At 60.7% G+C, this 21,265-nt stretch carries 13 protein-coding genes; 7 read left to right on the top strand and 6 right to left on the bottom strand.

Translation table 11 applies throughout. The features are described from left to right. Nucleotides 1–62: 62 nt before the first annotated feature. Nucleotides 63–2,462, top strand: coding sequence for a diguanylate cyclase (locus HBJ59_RS02135; protein ID WP_167662650.1), 2,400 nt, complete (start codon nt 63–65; stop codon nt 2,460–2,462). Between the two features lie 77 nt (nt 2,463–2,539). On the opposite strand, the gene dacB is transcribed toward HBJ59_RS02135, so the two are convergent. Beyond that, the gene (gene dacB / locus HBJ59_RS02130) at nt 2,540–4,000 is read right to left on the bottom strand and encodes a D-alanyl-D-alanine carboxypeptidase/D-alanyl-D-alanine-endopeptidase (protein WP_167662649.1); all 1,461 of its coding nucleotides are present in this window, start codon (nt 3,998–4,000) and stop codon (nt 2,540–2,542) included. Nucleotides 4,001–4,236: 236 nt separating this feature from the next. Here dacB and HBJ59_RS02125 point away from each other — a divergent pair, with 236 nt between their 5' ends. Next, nucleotides 4,237–4,581, top strand: coding sequence for a YggL family protein (locus HBJ59_RS02125; RefSeq protein WP_003219101.1), 345 nt, complete (start codon nt 4,237–4,239; stop codon nt 4,579–4,581). A 54-nt stretch (nt 4,582–4,635) separates the two neighbouring features. On the opposite strand, the gene HBJ59_RS02120 is transcribed toward HBJ59_RS02125, so the two are convergent. Beyond that, nucleotides 4,636–5,826, bottom strand: coding sequence for a benzoate/H(+) symporter BenE family transporter (locus tag HBJ59_RS02120; protein ID WP_167662648.1), 1,191 nt, complete (start codon nt 5,824–5,826; stop codon nt 4,636–4,638). A 331-nt stretch (nt 5,827–6,157) separates the two neighbouring features. Between HBJ59_RS02120 and HBJ59_RS02115 the strand changes: the two genes are divergently transcribed. Then, on the top strand, nt 6,158–6,922 hold the full coding sequence (locus HBJ59_RS02115; protein WP_167662647.1) for a GntR family transcriptional regulator: 765 nt from the start codon (nt 6,158–6,160) through the stop codon (nt 6,920–6,922). Nucleotides 6,923–7,096: 174 nt separating this feature from the next. Here the strand turns inward: HBJ59_RS02115 and guaD are convergent, their stop codons facing one another. From guaD to xdhA, 4 genes are all read right to left on the bottom strand, one after another. Continuing rightward, nucleotides 7,097–8,401 (bottom strand): guanine deaminase, encoded by a 1,305-nt coding sequence (guaD, locus tag HBJ59_RS02110; RefSeq protein ID WP_076017190.1) that lies wholly within the window; start codon nt 8,399–8,401, stop codon nt 7,097–7,099. A gap of 7 nt (nt 8,402–8,408) precedes the next feature. After that, nucleotides 8,409–9,251, bottom strand: a complete 843-nt coding sequence (xdhC, locus tag HBJ59_RS02105; protein WP_076017191.1) for a xanthine dehydrogenase accessory protein XdhC — start codon at nt 9,249–9,251, stop codon at nt 8,409–8,411. Nucleotides 9,252–9,373: 122 nt separating this feature from the next. Continuing rightward, nucleotides 9,374–11,773, bottom strand: coding sequence for a xanthine dehydrogenase molybdopterin binding subunit (xdhB, locus tag HBJ59_RS02100; protein ID WP_167662646.1), 2,400 nt, complete (start codon nt 11,771–11,773; stop codon nt 9,374–9,376). Then, entirely contained in the window at nt 11,766–13,214 is a 1,449-nt protein-coding gene (xdhA, locus tag HBJ59_RS02095; RefSeq protein WP_167662645.1) for a xanthine dehydrogenase small subunit, read from the bottom strand. The genes xdhB and xdhA overlap by 8 nt, the downstream gene beginning before the upstream one ends. Before the next feature lie 280 nt (nt 13,215–13,494). Here xdhA and HBJ59_RS02090 point away from each other — a divergent pair, with 280 nt between their 5' ends. From HBJ59_RS02090 to ligA, 4 genes are all read left to right on the top strand, one after another. Then, on the top strand, nt 13,495–14,154 hold the full coding sequence (locus tag HBJ59_RS02090; RefSeq protein ID WP_076017194.1) for a GntR family transcriptional regulator: 660 nt from the start codon (nt 13,495–13,497) through the stop codon (nt 14,152–14,154). 2 nt (nt 14,155–14,156) lie between these two features. Next, a complete protein-coding gene (smc, locus tag HBJ59_RS02085; RefSeq protein WP_167662644.1) occupies nt 14,157–17,645 on the top strand; it encodes a chromosome segregation protein SMC in 3,489 nt (1,162 codons plus the stop codon). A 259-nt stretch (nt 17,646–17,904) separates the two neighbouring features. Further along, entirely contained in the window at nt 17,905–18,756 is an 852-nt protein-coding gene (zipA, locus tag HBJ59_RS02080) for a cell division protein ZipA (protein ID WP_076017196.1), read from the top strand. Between the two features lie 87 nt (nt 18,757–18,843). Further along, a complete protein-coding gene (ligA, locus tag HBJ59_RS02075; protein ID WP_167662643.1) occupies nt 18,844–21,201 on the top strand; it encodes an NAD-dependent DNA ligase LigA in 2,358 nt (785 codons plus the stop codon). Nucleotides 21,202–21,265: the final 64 nt, after the last annotated feature.

The following is a 21,265-nucleotide window of genomic DNA, read 5'->3' as shown; positions in this document are numbered from 1 at the left end:
GGCTATAACTTAAGGCTTGGCCAAAGTGACGCACCCGCACGCTGGCGTTCCGAGTCTTGTCTATGCCGCTGCATGCCGTCCGCCCGAAAATCCTAGGCTTTATCAGTGAGCAGGTATCGGCGTGGCTAGTCGCGGTGGTGGTGTTTCTGGCCGGTATTGCGCTGACGAGCATCGTCGCCTGGGCCGCCTCCGATCTCTATCAGCAGCAAGTGCGGCAACGCTTCCAGTTGCTGGTCAACGAGCGTTACAGCCGCCTCCAGGAGCGTTTCGAGGACCAGGAACAACGCCTGGGCAGCCTGCGGCGGTTCTTCGTCAATTCCAATTCGGTCTCCCGCAACGAGTTCGACGGTTTTGCGCAGCCCTTGCTGTTGCGTACCCGTGCCTATGCCTGGGCTCCTCGGGTTTTACGTGACCAGCGCAGCGCGTTTGAACAAGAAATTACGGCTGAGCGCGGCGCGAGTTTTGCCATTCGCGAATTGAACGCGGCGGGCGAACTGGCCCCGGCCGCTCAGCACGATGAGTATGTGCCGGTGCTGTACAGCCAGACCCAGAGCCTGCTCGGCTCGCCGCTGGGTTTTGACCTGTTGGCCCAGCCACTGCGGCGCTCGACGGTGGAGCGTGCGCAACAGTCAGGGAAAATGGCGGTGTCCCAGCCCATGCAACTGGTCGGCGTGGAGCCGGCCTATGCCATGGGCGTGCTGCTGGTGGCGCCGGTCAGCCGGGCACCGACGCCACAAGCGCCCATCAGTGAACCTTACGGCTACGTAATGGCAGTGATCAGCATGCGCCAGCTGGTGGCCGATGGCTTGCCCAAGGCTGAGCGGGACAATCTGGTGACGCAGATCATCGATACTTCCGACGCAGAAAAACGTGTGCTGTACGAATCCGGCAATGCCGTGGCAGACAGCGACCTGATGGCCGCACGCCGGCTGACCCTTGGCGACCACATCTACGCCTTGAGCCTGCGCCCCAGCCTGGTGTTCCAGCAGGGCAATCATTCTTCGCAGGTGACTATCCTGGTCATGGGCAGCCTGCTGAGCCTGCTGCTCAGTGCGCTGCTCTACGTGTTGGTCAGCCAGCGCCAACGCGCGTTGAAACTGGTGGAGCAGCGCACGGCCCAATTGCGTCAGCGCGAACAGGAGCTGCGGGGCACCCACGGCCAACTGCGCAGCGTGCTGAATGCGGCGACCCAGGTGGCGATCATTGCCACTGACCTGCGTGGTGTGATCACCACTTTCAACGCTGGCGCCGAGCAGATGCTGGGTTTTGAGGTGGATGAGGTGCTCGGGTACCTGACCCTCGAAAGCCTGCACCTGGCGCCCGAGCTGGAAGCCCGTGCCGCGCAGTTGAGTGCGGCGCTGGGCAAGCGCATTGCGCCTGGCCAAGCGATGCTGGTGGACGGCGCCGATGCGGTGCACCAAGCCCGTGAATGGACGCTGGTGCGCAAGGACGGCAGCCACCTGACGGTGAACATGCTTGCCACCGTATTGCTGGATGAGCATGGCCTGTGGGTCGGGCACCTGGCGATCTGCCTGGATGTCACCGAACAAAAGCGTGCCTATGAGGCACTGGCCGCGCGGGACCGCCTGCTGAAGAAACTCAGTGCCCATGTGCCCGGCGGTATTTTCCAGTTCATCCTGGAACCGAATGGCGACTCGCGTTTCATTTATGCCAGCGACGGCATTCGCGATATCTACGAGATCGAGCCGGGGGTGCTGCAACAGGATGCACGAAAGGTCTTCGAGCGCATTCATCCGCTGGACGTCGAGCGGGTGCGGGATTCCATTCGTCTGTCCACCCTGCAACTGAGCCATTGGCGTGAAGAGTACCGGGTGCAATTGCCCCAGCGTGGGCTGCGCTGGATTCGCGGTGAAGCGACGCCGGAAGAACTGCCCGGCGGCGGTACGGTATGGCATGGGTACGTGTCGGATATTTCCGATCTCAAGCGGGTCGAGGAAGAGCTGCGCGCGCTGTCGATTACCGATTCGCTGACGGGCATTCATAACCGACGCTACTTTCAGGACCGCTTGAAGGCTGAAATGATTCGAGTCAAACGCGCCTCTGGATCGTTGTCGGTGATCATGTTCGACATCGACCACTTCAAGCGGATCAACGACCAGCACGGCCATGCGGTCGGCGATGAAGTGCTCAAGGAATTGTGCCGGCGCATCAGCCAACGATTGCGGCGTACGGATGTGTTTTGCCGCCTGGGGGGCGAAGAGTTCGTGGTGCTGTGCCCCAATACCGACGGCAGCCAGGCGTTCAGTGTTGCCCTGGAGTTGTGGCAGGCGTTGCGCAGTGCGCCGATGGAGGGTGTCGGTACTGTGACGGCGAGCTTCGGCGTGGCCAGTTGGCGGGTCGAGGAGGGCGTTGACGGCTTGTTGCTGCGAGCGGATTCGGGGGTGTATGCGGCGAAGCAGGCGGGCCGGGACAGAGTTGAGGCAGAGCGGGCGCTTGCCTGAAGTGCACGGCCATTCAAGCTATTAGAGATCAATGTGGGAGCAGGCAAGTCAGCTCCCACATTTGATCTTTGTTGCCGTTAGAGCACCGGCGCAGCCGCCGCGAGCTTCGGCTGGCGATACAGGTCCAGCAGCACCTGGTCCAGCACCGAAGACGCACCCCACGGTTTTGTATCGTTGAGAATCGCCACCACCGCCCAGGTATTGCCATTGTTGTCGCGGCTGAACCCGGCGATTGCGCGCACGGTGTTCAGGGTGCCGGTCTTGACGTGGGCTTCGCCGCGCATGGCCGTGGTCTTCAGGCGTTTACGCATGGTGCCGTCGGTACCGGCAATTGGCAGCGAGCTGATAAATTCCGCCGCGTACGGGCTTCGCCACGCTGCTTGCAGCATGGTCGCCATTTCGCGGGCGCTGACCCGTTCGGCACGGGACAAGCCGGAACCGTTTTCCATCACAAGGTGCGGTGCGGTGATGCCTTTTTTCGCCAACCACTGGCGCACCACGCGCTGGGCCGACTTGGCGTCGTCGCCGTCGGCATCGGTGCGGAACTGCGCGCCCAGGCTCAAGAACAACTGCTGGGCCATGGTGTTGTTACTGTATTTGTTGATGTCGCGGATGATTTCCGCCAGGTCTGGCGAGAACGCCCGGGCCAGCACCTTGGCGTTCTTCGGTACCGGCGCCTGGATGTCGCGGCCCTGGATGCTGCCGCCCAGTTCCTTCCAGATCGCCCGAACGGCGCCGGCGGTGTAGGTGGCGTGGTCCAGCAATGACAGATAAGTCTGCGAGCTGCAGCCGTCCGCCAACTGGCCGCTGACGGTCACGGTGACGCTGCCATCGGCGGCGGTCATCGGGCTGTAGCGCACGTCACCGGTGCACTGCTTAGCGTTGGAGACCTTGACCTGGTTGTCGATGCGAATGCTCGCAATCGGCGGCTCTACCGATACCAGCACCTTGCCCGAATCATTACGGGTGACAAAGCGCAGCGCCTTGAGGTTGACCATCAGGGCGTCGGGCTTGACCAGGAACGGCTTGTTCTCGTCGTTGCCGTCGTCGTTGAACTCCGGCAGTTGCGGCGGGATGAAGAAGCCGCGGTCCAGTACCAGGTCGCCGGTCACTTGCTGCACGCCGTTGGCCCGCAGGTCGCGCATCAGCAGCCAGAGTTTTTCCATGTTCAGCTTGGGGTCGCCGCCGCCCTTGAGGTACAGGTTACCGTTCAGAATGCCGCCGCTGAGGGTACCGTCGGTGTAGAACTCGGTTTTCCACTGATGGTTGGGGCCGAGCATTTCCAGGGCCGCGTAGGTGGTGACCAGCTTCATGGTCGAGGCCGGGTTGACCGACACGTCGGCGTTAAACACGGTGGGTGTGCCCGGGCCATTGAGGGGAATCATCACCAGAGACAGGGCGTTGTTTTGCAGCTTGGCTTTCTGGAGGGCTTCCTGGACCTTGGGTGGCAAGGAAGTGTTGATCGGGGCAGCGGTAACGGAAAAGGCCAGGGGGAGAAGAAAACCGGCGAGTAACAATGGACGCAAAGATTTGATCATAAGAATTAAAACCCTACTGCTGAGGGGTAAAAAAGGTGAGGGGTATGTACGAAAAATCCCTCAATGGTCATGAAAGTGTCGGCATTATGCCCCAAGGCAGTCGCACTTGTGCCTGAACGATAGCTGCTAATCACGGTTTTTTTTACTGGCACTCTGCCGCCTGTCCCAGAGAAGCGGGCAAAGGCCGGCTTAAACTGCTAAAGTGCCGCCCGTTATTACTTAAGAGGATTGTTCCAATGGCGACTAACCGTTCCCGGCGTCTGCGCAAAAAACTGTGCGTTGATGAATTTCAAGAGCTGGGTTTCGAACTGAACCTGGACTTCAAAGAAGGTTTGGACGATGAAGCGGTTGACGCTTTCCTCGAAGCATTCCTGACTGAAGCAATGGACGGCAACGGCCTGGACTACGTCGGCGGTGATGACTTCGGTCTGGTTTGCAAAGCCACCCGTGGTTCGGTCAACGAAGAACAGCGTGCCGCTGTTGAAGCGTGGCTGAAGGCTCGTCCAGAGCTGACCCGCGTTGAAGTCAGCGCCCTGTTGGACGCTTGGCATCCAGAAAAGCCGATCAACCCGGCAGTCTGATGTCATGAAAAAGCGACCCGCCCGGGTCGCTTTTTCGTTACTGGGTCTAAAGAGTCAGGCCTTGCGCCAGTTCAGAATCACCAGCGTCAACACCCCCGCGACAATCCCCCAGAACGCCGAACCGATGGAAAACAACGTCAACCCCGACGCTGTGACCATAAAGGTGATCAACGCTGCTTCGCGTTCCTTCGGCTCATTCATGGCGATACTCAGGCCATTGATGATCGAGCCAAACAACGCCAGTGCCGCAATCGACAGCACCAACTCCTTGGGCAACGCAGCGAACAACGCCGCCAATGTCGCGCCAAACACCCCGGCAATCCCGTAGAAAATCCCGCACCAGACTGCGGCGGTATAGCGCTTGTTACGATCTTCGTGGGCATGGGGCCCGGTGCAGATCGCCGCGCTGATGGCCGCCAGGTTGATGCCATGGGAGCCAAACGGCGCCAGCACCAGTGAGGCCAGGCCGGTGGTGGTGATCAGGGGTGAAGCCGGCACGTTATAGCCATCGGCCCGCAGCACGGCGACCCCGGGCATGTTTTGCGAGGTCATGGCCACCACGAACAGCGGGATGCCGATGCTGATGGTCGCGGCCAGGGAGAAGTGCGGTGTGGTCCACACCGGCGTTGCCACTTCAAGGTGGAAACCGCTGAAATCCAGCAGCCCCATCAGCCCGGACAGCGCCGTGCCGATCAGCAATGCCGCGAGCACGGCATAACGCGGCGACAGGCGCTTGATGACCAGGTAAGTGAAGAACATCCCCAGTACCAGACCGGTGCGGTGCTGCGCGGCGACGAAAATCTCGCTGCCGATCTTGAACAGAATCCCCGCCAGCAAGGCTGCCGCCAGGGAAGCCGGGATGCGCTTGACGAGTTTTTCGAAGCTGCCGGTCAACCCGCAGATCGTCACCAGCACCGCACAGGTGATGTAGGCGCCGATGGCTTCGCCGTAACTCACACCGCCCAGGCTGGTGATCAACAACGCCGCGCCCGGGGTAGACCAGGCAATGGTAATCGGCGTGCGATAGCGCAGGGACAGGCCAATGCTGCACACCGCCATGCCGATGGAAATCGCCCAGATCCACGAGGAAATTTGCGCCGTGGTCAGGCCGGCGGCTTGGCCAGCTTGAAACATCAGCACCAGGGAACTGGTGTAGCCGGTCATCATGGCGATGAAACCGGCGACGATGGCCGAAGGCGAAGTGTCGGCCAGTGGGCGTAATCGCGCTGGGGAGACGTCTGACATGGGGCGGTGTTCCTTTTACCGGGTTGTTTTTGTAGGAGCGAGCTTGCTCGCGAAGGTCGTTAACGATGACGCTGGCATCCTGAATGAATGCGGTGCTTATACGTTTTTCGCGAGCAAGCTCGCTCCTACAAAGGAGAAAGCGTGGAATCAAGCCTAAACTCAAACGTAACGATTCATTGCAATACAGCCGGCGCCGCAAACAGCCGTACAGTGTGTTGGCGCAGTGGGTTGTGTACAATGTGCGCTGATTTTACGCGATACTTGCCAGCGACCCTCTGTGCCGTATTACAGTCAACGTCAATTCGCCGCCGTTCTCCCGACCCGAGTGCCCATGAACGAACAGTTGCAGCCCCTCAAGAAACAACCGCGAGCCGGTAAGGCCGGTCGCAGTGGAACCCAGGACGATATCGTCTACGCGCATATCTTCGAGGCGATCCTCGAACAACGCCTGGCGCCCGGTACCAAATTGAGTGAAGAAGCGCTGGGCGAAATCTTTGGCGTCAGCCGCACCATCATCCGCCGCGCTCTGTCGCGCCTGGCCCATGAAGGCGTGGTACTGCTGCGGCCCAATCGCGGCGCGGTAGTGGCCAGCCCGAGTGTCGAGGAAGCACGTCAGGTGTTCCTCGCCCGGCGTCTGGTGGAGCGAGCGATCACTGAATTGGCGGTACAGCATGCCACGGCCGAGCAACTGGCCGAGCTGCGGCAGATGGTCAACGACGAGCGCGACAGCTTTTCCCGGGGTGATCGCGGTGCGGGCATCCGGCTTTCTGGCGAATTCCACCTGAAACTGGCTGAGGCGGCGAAGAATGCGCCGCTGATCAGCTTCCAGCGCAGCCTGGTGTCCCAGACCTCGTTGATCATCGCCCAGTACGAAAGCGGCAACCGCTCCCACTGTTCCTACGATGAGCACACCCAGTTGATCGACGCGATCGAAGCGCGGGATGCGGGTCTGGCGGTGAACCTGATGATGCATCACATGGATCACATCGACAGCAAGCTCAACCTCGATGAGGAGAGCGCTTCGGATGACCTGCATGCGGTGTTCTCGCATTTGTTGCAGACCAAGAAGTCGGGGCGCTCGTCTGTAAAGTTGTGATGTGATCGACTCCACTGTAGGAGCGAGCTTGCTCGCGAAAACCGCATAGGCGCCGTGTTCATCCAGGATGCCAGCGTTATTGTTAACGACCTTCGCGAGCAAGCTCGCTCCTACAGAGAAGGGCGCAAAAAAATCCCCGGTTCAATGAACCGGGGATTTTTGTTTCTGGACCGTTTAGCGTTGGTGCACCAATTGCCCCGCCGCATACGTCTGCAACACCGCCCGGTCATCCCCCAGCGTCATCAACACAAACAACGTCTCGGCAATGTTATTGGCCTGCTTCAGGCGATAGCTGAGCAGCGGGGTGGCGTTGTAATCCAGCACCAAAAAGTCCGCGTCAGTGCCCGGCTGCAATGTGCCGATCTTGTCTTCCAATCGCAATGCCCGCGCACCGCCCAGGGTCGCGAGGTACAGTGACTTGAACGGACTCAAGCGCGCGCCTTGCAACTGCATCACTTTGTACGCTTCGTTCAAGGTTTGCAGCAGCGAGAAGCTGGTGCCGCCACCGACATCCGTACCCAGGCCCACATTCAACTTGTGCTTCTCAGCCATTGGCAGGTTGAACAACCCGCTGCCCAGGAAGAAGTTCGACGTCGGGCAGAATGCGACTGCCGACCCGGCTTCCGCCAACCGCGCGCACTCGTCATCGCACAGGTGCACACCGTGGGCGAACACCGAGCGCTCACCCAGCAGTTTGTAATGGTCGTACACGTCCAGGTAGCCCTTGCGCTCCGGGAACAGTTCTTTCACCCACTCCACTTCCTGCAGGTTTTCACTGATGTGGGTCTGCATGTACAGGTCCGGGTATTCCCCCAGCAGCTGCCCGGCGAGGGTCAGTTGTTCAGGCGTACTGGTCGGTGCGAAACGTGGCGTGACCGCGTAGTGCAAACGGCCCTTGCCGTGCCAGCGCTCGATCAGCGCCTTGCTTTCCTGGTAGCCGGACTCGGCGGTGTCGGTCAGATAGTCCGGCGCGTTGCGGTCCATCATCACCTTGCCGGCGATCATCCGCAGGTCGAGCTTCTCGGCCGCTTCAAAAAACGAGTTCACTGACTGCGGGTGCACACTGCCGAATACCAGGGCGGTGGTGGTGCCGTTGCGCAGCAGTTCCTTGATGAAAATGTCCGCGACTTCTTCAGCGTGGGCCTTGTCGGCGAACTGGCTTTCACACGGGAAGGTGTAGGTATTGAGCCAGTCCAGCAACTGCTCGCCATAGGCACCGACCATGCCGGTTTGCGGCAGGTGAATGTGAGTGTCGATCAGGCCGGGGGTGATCAGAGCGTCCTGGTAATGGGTGACTTCGATGTCAGCGGGCAGGGTAGCGAGCAATTCGCTGGCGTGGCCCAGGGCGCTGATCTGGCCGTTGTCGATCACCAGCAGGCCGTCTTCGAAATACTCGTAGGAGGCTTCGATCCCTACTTCGGCAGGGTCGGCGATGCTGTGCAAAATGGCGGCACGGTAGGCTTTGCGAGTCAAAGGCATGGTCGTCTCAGTTAGTCGCTTGGCTGCGGCGTGAAGCCGGCAGCAGTTTGGCAATGGGTTCGGCGCTCGCAGTGTGCTGGCCGAAATTGGCGTTATAGGTGGCGATGATTTCGCCGGCGATGGAGATGGCGATTTCAACAGGCAGTTTGCCTTTGACCTCAGTCAGCCCCATCGGGCAATGCATGCGTTGCAGTTGCGCGGTGTCGAAACCGCGATCCCGCAGGCGGTGTTCAAACTTGACGCGCTTGGTCTTCGAGCCGATCAGGCCGAAGTAGGTGAAGTCATTGCGCTTGAGCAGGGCGGCGGTCAGTTCCAGGTCCAGCGCATGGTTGTGGGTCATGACAATGCAGTAACTGCCTACAGGCAAGTGGTCGATTTCATCCACCGGCTCTTCGCTGACGATTTTACGCACGCCTTGGGGGATGTGTTCCGGGAATTCCTGTTCCCGGGAATCGATCCAGCGCACCCGGCAGGGCAGGCTGGCCAGCAACGGCACCAGCGCGCGGCCCACATGGCCGGCGCCGAACACGGCGATCTGCGCCTGCACCTGGCCCATCGGTTCAAACAACAACACCGTCACGCCGCCGCAGCACTGGCCCAGGCTGGCGCCGAGGCTGAAGCGCTCCAGATGCGTGTTCTGCTGGCCGCGCACGAGCATGTCCCGGGCGATCTGCATGGCCTTGTATTCCAGGTGCCCGCCACCGATGGTGTCGAACGTCTGGGCGGCACTGATGACCATCTTCGAGCCGGCATTGCGCGGCGTTGAGCCGAGCTCTTCGATGATGGTCACCAGCACGCAGGGTTCACCCTGGTTCTGCAGGTCGGCGAGGGCGCTGATCCAGTTGTTCATGTTTACCTCAGCATCTCTGTTGTCAGTTCGACCGCCTTCGCGAGCAAGCCCGCTCCCACATTTTGATTTGTGAACACATTCAAATGTGGGAGCGGGCTTGCTCGCGAAGGCAGCGCCTCGGTCTAGAGCGAAGCCAACTCGGTTTCCGTTTCCACAGCTTTTGCAGCGGTCAGTTGGCGCATCTGCTCACACCCCCACAACACCCGCTCCGGGGTCGCCGGTGCATCAATCTTCGGCTGATGACGATAGTCACCCAGGCTCGCCACGGCATCCTTGATCGCACACCACGAGGCGATGCCGAGCATGAACGGCGGCTCGCCCACGGCCTTGGAATGGAACACGGTGTCTTCCGGGTTCTTGCGGTTTTCCACCAGTTTCACCCGCAGGTCCAGCGGCATGTCGGCGACGGCCGGGATCTTGTAGCTGGCCGGGCCGTTGGTCATCAGCTTGCCTTTGTTATTCCAGACAAGCTCTTCCATGGTCAGCCAGCCCATGCCCTGGATGAAGCCGCCTTCGACCTGGCCGATGTCGATGGCCGGGTTCAGCGAGGCGCCCACGTCGTGCAGGATGTCGGTGCGCAGCATTTTGTATTCGCCGGTCAGCGTGTCGACGATCACTTCGCAACAGGCCGCGCCGAACGCGAAGTAGTAGAACGGCCGGCCACGCGCCTGGCTGCGGTCGTAGAAGATTTTCGGGGTCTTGTAGAAGCCGGTGCTCGACAGTGAAACCTGGGCGAAATACGCCTGCTGGATCAACGCTTCAAACGTCAGGATGTGATCGCGAACCCGCACATGCCCGTTGTGGAATTCAACGTCGGCCTCGCTGACTTCATACTTGCGCGCGGCAAATTCCACCAGGCGCTGCTTGATGGTTTCGGCGGCATTCTGCGCAGCCTTGCCGTTCAGGTCGGCGCCGCTGGAAGCCGCCGTCGGCGAGGTGTTCGGCACCTTGTCGGTGTTGGTGGCGGTGATCTGTACGCGGTCGATTTCTACCTGGAAGATCTCGGCCACCACCTGCGCGACCTTGATGTTCAATCCCTGGCCCATTTCGGTGCCGCCGTGGTTCAGGTGGATGCTGCCGTCGGTGTAGATGTGGATCAGCGCACCGGCCTGGTTGAGGAAGCTGGCGGTGAAGGAAATCCCGAATTTCACCGGCGTCAGCGCCAGGCCTTTTTTCAGGATCGGGCTGTTGGCGTTGTAGCGACGGATCGCTTCGCGGCGCTCGAAATACTGGCTGCTTTGTTCCAGTTCGGCGGTCATCTCTTCGAGCATGTTGTGCTCGACGGTCTGGTAGTAGTGGGTGACGTTGCGCTCGGTCTTGCCGTAGTAGTTGGCCTTGCGCACGGCCAGCGGGTCGAGGGCCAGATGCCGGGCAATCGCGTCCATCACTTCCTCGATGGCGACCATGCCTTGGGGGCCGCCGAAGCCACGATAAGCCGTGTTGGACGCGGTGTTGGTCTTGCAGCGGTGGCCGTTGACCGTGGCGTCGCCCAGGTAATACGAGTTGTCGGAGTGGAACATCGCACGGTCGACAATCGAGTTCGACAGGTCCGGTGAGCAACCGCAGTTGCCCGCCAGTTCCAGATTGATACCGTGCAGGCGGCCGGTGTCGTCGAAGCCCACGTCGTACTCGATATAGAACGGGTGGCGCTTGCCGGTCATCAGCATGTCTTCCACGCGCGGCAGGCGCATTTTGGTCGGCTGGCCGGTGAGGCGCGCGACCACCGCACACAGGCATGCCGGGCTGGCGGCCTGGGTTTCCTTGCCGCCAAAACCACCGCCCATGCGGCGCATGTCGACCACGATTTTGTTCATCGATACGTCGAGTACTTCGGCCACCAGCTTCTGTACTTCGGTGGGGTTTTGCGTGGAGCAGTAGACGATCATGCCGCCGTCTTCGGTGGGCATTACCGAGGAGATCTGGGTTTCCAGGTAGAAGTGTTCCTGGCCGCCGATGTGCAGGGTGCCCTGGATGCGATTTTTTGCCGTCGCCAGCGCGCCCGCCGAATCACCGCGTTGGTGGGTGTGGCTGTCCAGCACAAAATGCTTTTTGCGAAACGCCTCGACCACGTCCAGCACCGGCTCGAGGTCTTCGTATTCGATCACGGCAGCCATCGCGGCTTTGCGTGCGGTTTCCAGGTCGCGGGCGGCAACGGCCAGCACTACCTGGCCGACGAACTGCACGGTGTCGATGGCCAGCAACGGGTCGCCGGGCATCAACGGGCCGATGTCTTTCAGGCCCGGCACGTCTTCGTGGGTGATGACGATGCGCACGCCTTCAAAGGCGTAGCAGGGCGCAGCGTCGATGCTGATGATCTTCGCGTGGGCGCGGTCCGACATGCGTGCGTACAGGTGCAACTGGTTCGGAAACTCGAGGCGGTCATCGATGTACTGCGCCTCGCCCGAGACGTGCTTGGCGGCGCTGTCGTGCTTGACGCTGCGACCGACTCCGCTGGTCAGGTCCTTGGCGAACAGTTCGGCGAGTTCGGCCTGGGATTTTTCCACGGCATGATGGTTAGACATAAGCGGTCACCCGAGTCTCGATGTGCGGCGTTTGCAGTTCGATGAAGTATTTGCGCAGCAGGTTTTGTGCGCTGAGCAGGCGGTATTCCTTGCTGGCGCGGAAGTCCGACAGCGGGGTGAAATCTTCGGCCAGCGCGGCGCAGGCTTTTTCCACGGTGGCGGAATTCCAGGTGGCGCCGTTCAGCGCAGCTTCGCAGCTTTTCGCACGTTTTGGGGTGGCAGCCATGCCACCGAACGCCACGCGGGCATCGGCGATCACGCCGTTATCAAGCTTCAGGTTGAAGGCGGCGCAGACGGCGGAAATGTCATCGTCCAGACGCTTGGAAACCTTGTAGGCACGGAACAGCGGCACGCCTTTGGGCACGATGATTTTTTCGATGAATTCGCTGTCCTGGCGGGCAGTGACACGGTAGTCGATGAAGTAGTCTTCCAGCGCCAGGGTGCGGCGAGTGTTGCCTTTGCACAGTACGATCTGCGCACCGAGAGCGATCAGCAGTGGAGGCGAATCACCGATGGGCGACGCGTTGCCGATATTGCCGCCCAGGGTGCCCTGGTTGCGGATCTGCAACGAGGCGAAGCGGTGAAGCAATTCGCCGAAGTCCGGGTATTCGTTGTTGAGTGCGGTGTAGCAGTCGGAGAGGGAAGTGGCGGCGCCGATTTCCAGGCGGTCGTCGAAGCTTTCGATGCGCTTCATTTCTTCGATATTGCCGACGTAGATCATCACCGGCAGCGTGCGGTGGAACTGCGTGACTTCCAGCGCCAGGTCGGTGCCGCCAGCCAACAGCCGGGCTTGTGGGTAAGCGTCGTAAAGGTCGGCCAGGTCGGCGACGGTCAACGGCACCAGGCAGCGTTTGTCGCCGCTGTTCAACTCGCCGGTTTGAGTCGGCGCGATGGATTTCAGGCGGGCGATGGTTTCGGCCTGGCGACTGTCGAACTGGTCCTGGGGCTTGTTGCAGCAGGCCTGTTCGGCGGCGGCGAGAATCGGGCGATAACCGGTGCAGCGACAGAGGTTGCCGGCCAGGGCTTCATGGGCTTTCTGGCTGTCGGGTGCATCACTGTTTTTTTGCAGGGCGAACAGCGACATCACAAAGCCCGGGGTGCAGAAGCCGCATTGCGAACCGTGGCACTCCACCATGGCTTGTTGCACGCTGTGGAGTTGGCCCTGGTGCTTGAGGTCTTCGACGCTGATCAGTTGTTTGCCGTGCAGGGACGAGACAAAGGTCAGGCACGAGTTGAGGCTGCGATAGCGAATCTGCTCCGCGCCTTGATCGTCGGTGTGCAGCTCGCCGACCACCACGGTGCAGGCGCCACAGTCGCCGCTGGCGCAGCCTTCCTTGGTGCCGGATTTGCCCAGGTGCTCACGCAAATAGTTGAGCACTGTCAGGTTCGGGTCCAGGGCGTGCTCACTACGGAGTTCCTGGTTTAGTAAAAACTGGATCACGGAAGGCCTCGCAGACTCATTATTGTTGTTAACCGCTTTGCGCCGAATCTAGTCATGTCTGACTTTTCGGTCAACGATTTTCTGACCTAAGGGTCAAGAAAGTGCGATTTCAACATCCTTAATTATGGTCCAGTTCTCTGGAACCGCCGTTTTTGGGGGCTTCTGGACTTTAACGGCTGCTTATTTCATGCCAAATTCGTGCTTGTGGGCCGTACGCCATCAACCGGCAAGTGCGCTACACTGCCGCGCTTGTACCGATAGAAGATTTTGAAGGGAAAACATGACGTTCAAGGCGCCGGATAGTCTTGCCGAGCAAATCGCTCACCACCTCGCCGAACGTATCATTCGCGGCGACCTCAAGCCTGGGGAGCGGATCCAGGAGCAGAAGGTCACACTGGCGCTTAATGTCAGCCGTGGTTCCGTGCGCGAAGCCTTGCTGATCCTTGAGCGTCGGCACCTGATCGCGATCCTGCCGCGCCGTGGCGCCCATGTCACCGAGCTGACTGCCCACAAGGTGCAGAGCCTGTGCACGCTGATGGGCGAGCTGTATATCTTGCTGGGCAACGCCGTCGCCGCCGGCTGGCAGACCCAGGCCGACATGGCGCCGTTCGTGCAGATCCAGCAGCGCCTGGTCGCCAGCTTCGAACGTCAGGACATTCGTGCCTTCGTCGAGGAAAGCTTCAATGTGATGCGCGCTGCGTATCCGTTCGCCAACAACCCGTATTTGCAGGAAACCGTCGAGAACCTGCAGCCGGCGATGAACCGCGCCTATTACCTGGCGCTGGATCAACGCAAGGCGTCCATGAGCGAGTACCTGGTGCTGTTCGAGCAATTGCTCGCCGCCGTGCTGGCCCGTGACCTGCCACAGATTCGCGAAGTACTCTCGGCCTACGGCGAGCGCAGTTGCTCGCTGGTCATTGCTGCGTTGGCGGAAGCCTAAGCGTGCGGCTCAAGTGCATCAAACTGGCGGGGTTCAAATCCTTCGTCGATCCGACCACGGTGAACTTCCCCAGTAACATGGCGGCGGTGGTCGGGCCCAATGGCTGCGGCAAGTCGAACATTATCGACGCCGTACGCTGGGTGATGGGCGAGAGCTCCGCGAAAAACCTGCGTGGCGAGTCGATGACCGACGTCATCTTCAACGGCTCCACCAGCCGCAAGCCGGTGAGCCAGGCCAGTATCGAGCTGGTGTTCGACAACTCCGACGGCACCCTGGTGGGCGAGTACGCGGCCTATGCGGAAATTTCCATCCGCCGCAAAGTGACCCGCGACAGCCAGAACAGCTACTTCCTCAACGGCACCAAGTGCCGCCGCCGGGACATTACCGACATCTTCCTCGGCACCGGCCTGGGCCCGCGCAGCTACTCGATCATCGAGCAGGGCATGATCTCCAAGCTGATCGAAGCCAAGCCCGAGGACCTGCGTAACTTTATCGAAGAAGCAGCCGGCATCTCCAAGTACAAGGAGCGCCGCCGCGAGACCGAAAACCGTATCCGTCGTACCCATGAAAACCTCGCCCGGCTGACTGACCTGCGTGACGAACTGGAGCGCCAGTTGGAGCGCCTGCACCGCCAGGCCCAGGCGGCCGAGAAGTATCAGGAATACAAGGGCGAGGAGCGTCAGCTCAAGGCGCAACTGTCAGCCCTGCGCTGGCAGGCGTTGAACGACCAGGTGGGCCAGCGCGAAGCGATCATCGGCACCCAGGAAATCAGCTTCGAAGCCTTGGTGGCCGAGCAGCGCAATGCCGACGCCAGCATCGAGCGCCTGCGGGACGGTCACCATGACCTGTCCGAGCGCTTCAATCTGGTGCAGGGGCGCTTCTATTCGGTGGGCGGTGACATCGCCCGGGTCGAGCAGAGCATCCAGCACGGCCAGCAACGCTTGCGCCAGTTGCAGGACGACCTGAAGGAGGCCGAACGCGCGCGCCTGGAAACCGAATCTCACCTGGGCCACGACCGCACCTTGCTGCTGACCCTCGGGGAAGAGCTGGACATGCTCACTCCCGAGCAGGAAGTCACCAGCGCTGCCGCCGAGGAAGCCGCTGCGGCCCTGGAAGAATCCGAAACCACCATGCACGCCTGGCAGGAGCAGTGGGACACCTTCAACCTGCAATCCGCCGAGCCGCGCCGTCAGGCTGAGGTGCAGCAGTCGCGCATCCAGCAACTGGAAACCAGCATGGAGCGCCTGGCCGAACGTCAGCGGCGTTTGGTGGAAGAGCGCGTGTTGCTCGCGGCCGACCCGGAAGACGCGGCGATCCTCGAGCTGAGCGAGAAACTCGCCGAAAGCGAAATGACGCTGGAAGAGCTGGAAGCCAGCGAAGAACAACAAGTGGAACGCCTGGAGCAATTGCGTCAGCAACTGCAACAGGCGACCCAGGCACAACAAACCGCCCAGGGTGATTTGCAGCGGCTTAACGGTCGATTGGCCTCCCTGGAAGCTTTGCAGCAAGCGGCGCTCGACCCGGGCACCGGCACGGCCGAATGGCTGCGCGATCAACACCTGGCCGAGCGCCCGCGCCTGGCCGAAGGCTTGAAGGTTGAAGCCGGTTGGGAACTGGCGGTGGAAACCGTGCTTGGTGCCGACCTGCAAGCCGTGTTGGTGGATGATTTTGGCGGTTTCGACCTGGCGGGGTTTACCCAGGGCGATCTGCGATTGCTTAGCCCCGCGGCAGACGGCACACGCGTACCGGGCAGCTTGCTGGACAAGGTCGAGGCGTCGATTGATTTGTCGCCGTGGCTCGGCCAGGTCAAGCCGGTGGACAGCCTCGAGCAGGCTCTGGCCCAACGCGGCCAATTGGCGGCCGGGCAAAGCCTGATCAGCCGTGACGGTTTTTGGGTCGGCCGGCACTTTTTGCGAGTGCGTCGCGCCAGCGAAGCGGAAAGCGGCGTTCTGGCCCGTGGCCAGGAAATCGTCAACCTGACCGCCGAGCGCGAAGAGCGCGAAGCCACACTCGAATCCCTGGAAAACCAGCTGCAAACCCTGCGCGCCACCCAGCGTCAGCAAGAGACCGGCCGCGAACACCTGCGCCGGCTGTTGCAGGACGAAGCGCGCCAGCAAGGCGAATTGAAAGCCCAGCTCTCGGCGAGCAAGGCCAAGGTCGAACAACTGACCTTGCGCCGCACCCGGCTCGATGAAGAAGTGGCCGAGATGGGCGAGCAGCGCGCCCTCGAACACGAACAAGTCGGCGAAGCGCGCCTGCAACTGCAGGAAGCCCTCGACAGCATGGCCCTGGACACCGAGCAGCGCGAGTTGCTGCTGGCCCAGCGCGACAGCTTGCGTGAACGCCTCGACCGGGTGCGTCAGGAAGCCCGCCAGCACAAGGACCACGCCCATCAACTGGCCGTGCGCCTCGGCTCCCTGCGGGCGCAACACGACTCCACACGTCAGGCCCTCGAGCGTCTGGAAATGCAGTCCGAACGCCTGACCGAAAAGCGCGAGCAACTGAGCCTCAACCTGGAGGAGGGCGAAGCCCCGCTGGAAGAGCTGCGCCTGAAGCTTGAAGAGTTGCTCGACAAGCGCATGACCGTCGACGAAGAACTCAAGACTGCACAAATCGCCCTGGAAGACGCCGACCGTGAACTGCGCGACGCCGAAAAGCGTCGGACCCAGGCCGAACAGCAATCGCAACTGATCCGTGGCCAGCTCGAACAACAGCGCATGGAATGGCAGGCCCTGACGGTTCGCCGCAAGACCCTGCAAGACCAGTTGCTGGAAGACGGCTACGACTTGCACGGCGTGCTCAATACCCTGACCGCCCAGGCCAACGAGAAAGAAGCCGAAGAAGAACTTGAGCGGATTGCTGCACGCATTCAACGACTCGGCGCGATCAACCTCGCGGCCATCGACGAGTACCAGCAGCAGTCCGAGCGCAAACGTTATCTGGACGCGCAGAACGCCGACCTGGTGGAAGCGTTGGACACCCTGGAAAACGTGATCCGCAAGATCGACAAGGAAACCCGTAATCGCTTCAAAGATACCTTTGATCAGATTAATGGCGGTTTACAGGCGTTATTCCCGAAAGTTTTCGGTGGTGGCAGCGCTTACTTGGAACTGACGGGCGAAGATCTACTCGATACAGGGGTAACGATCATGGCGCGGCCTCCGGGCAAGAAGAACAGCACCATCCATTTGTTGTCCGGTGGCGAGAAGGCACTGACCGCATTGGCCCTGGTATTTGCGATCTTCAAGTTGAACCCGGCACCGTTCTGCATGCTCGACGAAGTTGACGCCCCGCTGGATGACGCTAACGTTGGACGGTATGCGCGACTGGTTAAAGAGATGTCCCAGACCGTGCAGTTCATCTATATCACCCACAACAAGATCGCCATGGAAATGGCCGATCAGTTGATGGGCGTGACGATGCACGAGCCGGGCTGTTCGCGATTGGTGGCGGTGGATGTCGAAGAGGCGATGGCGCTGGTGGAATCCTGAGGCGCACTTCGTAGGAAGATTTCCAGCGCGATGTAGGGTGATTTACCGGTCTGGGAAAAGTGGCAAATGGACATATTTGTTCAAGGCATTTTGACAGACGGTGTAAAGTTATCTTTGGTCGTGCTAGTTTAATGTCAAATTTTCGTATGCGTGGGCAAAACGTCATTCAGAACATAGAGTTGGCGCCACGTTTTAAAGCGGTTTGCACGGTGCTAAACCCCTTATTTTTCAGCATTTTTTATTAGAGGCACGGGATTACATGGAAATCGGTCTGCGCGAGTGGCTGATCGTCATCGGCATTATTGTCATTGCCGGTATTCTTTTTGATGGCTGGCGTCGGATGCGCGGCGGCAAGGGCAAGTTGAAGTTTCGCCTGGACCGCAACCTGTCCAATTTGCCGGACGACGACGGCAGCGCCGAGCTGCTGGGGCCTCCACGTGTCCTGGATAACCATAAAGAGCCGCAACTGGACGAGCACGACCTGCCGTCGATGAGCGCACCGGTGCGTGAAGCCCGCGAGCCCAAGCGCGGCAAGCGCAGCGCGGCCAGCGAGCCATCGCAGGGCGACCTGAACCTGGACCTGGAAGAAGGCCCGAGCTTCAGCAGCCGTGATGATGACTTCCCGGATGAGTCCCCGACCAAGAGTGCCCATAAAGAATCCGTCAAGGATCAACCGGCTGCCGAAGAGGTGCTGGTGATCAGCGTGATCTGCCGCGACGCCGCCGGCTTCAAAGGCCCGGCCCTGCTGCAAAATATTCTGGAAAGCGGCCTGCGTTTCGGCGAGATGGATATTTTCCACCGCCACGAAAGTATGGCCGGCAACGGTGAAGTCCTGTTCTCCATGGCCAACGCGGTCAAGCCGGGCATCTTCGATCTGGACGACATCGACCATTTCAGCACCCCGGCAGTGAGCTTCTTCCTTGGTTTGCCAGGCCCGCGTCACCCGAAACAAGCGTTCGACGTGATGGTGGCTGCAGCCCGCAAGCTGTCCCAGGAACTCAACGGCGAACTCAAGGACGACCAGCGTAGCGTCCTGACCGCCCAGACCATCGAGCACTACCGTCAGCGCATCGTCGAGTTCGAGCGTCGCGCCCTGACACAGAAGCGCTAAGGTCCAAGCTTACGCGTTGCCTGTAGAATCCATGCACTAACATATTGAGCAGCTTCGGCTGCTCTTTTGCTTTATGAGAGAACACCCATGACCGCCGCCCACACCCGCATCCTCGAACTGCGCGCTGAACTGGATCAGCACAACTACCGTTACCACGTCCTCGACGAACCGAGCATCCCGGACGCTGAGTACGACCGGTTGTTCCACGAGCTCAAGGCCCTGGAAGCCGAGCACCCGGACCTGGTAACCCGTGATTCACCGACGCAGCGGGTCGGCAGTGCGGCGTTGTCGGCGTTCACTCAGGTGCGTCACGAAATCCCGATGCTCAGCCTGGGCAATGCCTTCGATGAAAGCACCATGCTTGAATTCGATCGCCGGGTTACCGAAGGCCTCGATCTGCCGGTGGGCGACCTGTTTGGCGGCGGCGCGGCGGTGGAATACAGCTGCGAGCCGAAGCTTGATGGCCTGGCGGTCAGCCTGCTGTATCAGGACGGTGAACTGGTGCGTGGCGCCACCCGCGGCGACGGCACCACCGGCGAAGACATCAGCGTCAACGTGCGCACCGTGCGCAATATTCCTTTGAAACTCCAAGGCACCGGCTGGCCGGCGACCCTCGAAGTGCGCGGCGAAGTGTTCATGTCCAAGGCTGGCTTCGAGCGGCTGAACGCCACGCAACTGGAAGTTGGCGGCAAGACCTTCGCCAACCCGCGCAACGCGGCGGCGGGCAGCCTGCGTCAGTTGGATTCGAAGATTACCGCCAGCCGCCCGCTGGAGTTCTGCTGCTACGGCGTGACCACGGATATCAGCGACACCCATATCGGCAACCTGCAACAGCTGAAGAAGTGGGGCATGCCCATCAGCCATGAGTTGAAACTGGCCAAGGGGATTCAGGATTGCCTCAACTACTACCGCGATATCGGTGAGCGACGGAATGCCTTGCCCTATGAAATTGACGGCGTGGTGTTCAAGGTCAATAGCATTGCCTACCAACGTGAACTGGGCTTCCGTGCTCGCGAACCACGTTGGGCAATCGCCCATAAATTCCCGGCGATGGAAGAACTGACCGAACTGCTGGACGTTGAATTCCAGGTGGGTCGTACCGGCGCTGTGACGCCCGTGGCACGCTTGAAACCGGTCAAGGTCGCGGGTGTGACCGTGTCCAATGCCACCTTGCACAACATGGACGAAGTGGCGCGCCTGGGCCTGATGATCGGCGACACCGTGATCATCCGCCGTGCCGGTGACGTGATTCCCCAGGTGGTGTCGGTGGTCACCGAGCGTCGCCCGGAAAACGCCCGCGCGGTGCAAATCCCCGAGAGCTGCCCGGTGTGTGGTTCTCACGTTGAGCGCACGCAACTGGTCAAGCGCAGCAAGGGCAAGGAAACCGTCAGCGAAGGCGCGGTATACCGCTGCGTCGGGCGCCTGGCCTGTGGTGCGCAGCTCAAGCAGGCGATCATTCATTTCGTTTCGCGCCGCGCCATGGACATCGATGGCCTGGGCGACAAGACCATCGAGCAACTGGTGGATGAGAAACTGATCGGCTCGCCGGCTGACCTCTACAAGCTCAAGTACGATCAGATCATCGACCTGGAAGGTTTCGCCGACGTCTCCAGCAAGAAGCTGATCACCGCCATCGAAAACAGCAAGACGCCGACCCTCGCACGGTTCATCTATGCCCTCGGCATTCCCGATGTAGGCGAGGAGACGGCCAAGGTGCTGGCACGCTCGCTGGCGTCCCTGGAGCGCGTGCAGCAGGCCTTGCCGGAAGTGCTGACGTACTTGCCGGACGTTGGCCTGGAAGTGGCCCACGAGATTCACAGCTTCTTTGAAGACAGTCATAACCAGGACGTGATCGGTGCCTTGATCTCCAAGGACGAGTGCGGGCTGGAAGTGCAGGAGCAGGGCGACCTGAGCGCCGAGTTCGCGGCCAGCACCACGTTGGGCGGCTTGCTCGACAAGCTGCACGTACCGTCCGTAGGGCCGGGCGCCGCGCAGAAACTGGCCGACAAGTTTGGCTCCCTCGAAGGCGTGATCAAGGCCGACTGGCTCGACATGCGCCAGGCGTTGCCGGAGAAGCAGGCCAAGGCTGTCCGGGATTTCTTTGACATCGAAGAAAACGCCAATCGTGCGCTGGCCATCGAGCAACAGCTCAAGGACTTCGGCATGCACTGGCAGAGCGAGAAGAAGGTCGTCGAAGGTTTGCCCGAGGCGGGTCACACCTGGGTGCTTACCGGCTCCCTGGAACTGATGAGCCGGGATGTCGCGAAGGAAAAACTCGAAAGCCTTGGCGCCAAGGTGGCGGGTTCGGTGTCGGCGAAAACCCACTGCGTGGTGGCCGGGCCAGGTGCCGGGTCGAAGCTGGCGAAGGCCAGTGAGCTGGGCTTGAAAGTGCTGGATGAAGAGGCGTTTGTGGCGTTTTTGGCCAAGCACAACATCACGGCCTGATACTTTTTGTGATGAGCGGGCTTGTTGTGGCGAGGGGACAAGCCCCCTCGCCACAAGTAATAGG

This window comes from Pseudomonas sp. AN3A02, assembly GCF_011765255.1.
Classification (GTDB): Bacteria; Pseudomonadota; Gammaproteobacteria; order Pseudomonadales; family Pseudomonadaceae; genus Aquipseudomonas.
This window is presented reverse-complemented; position numbering and strand designations above follow the sequence as displayed.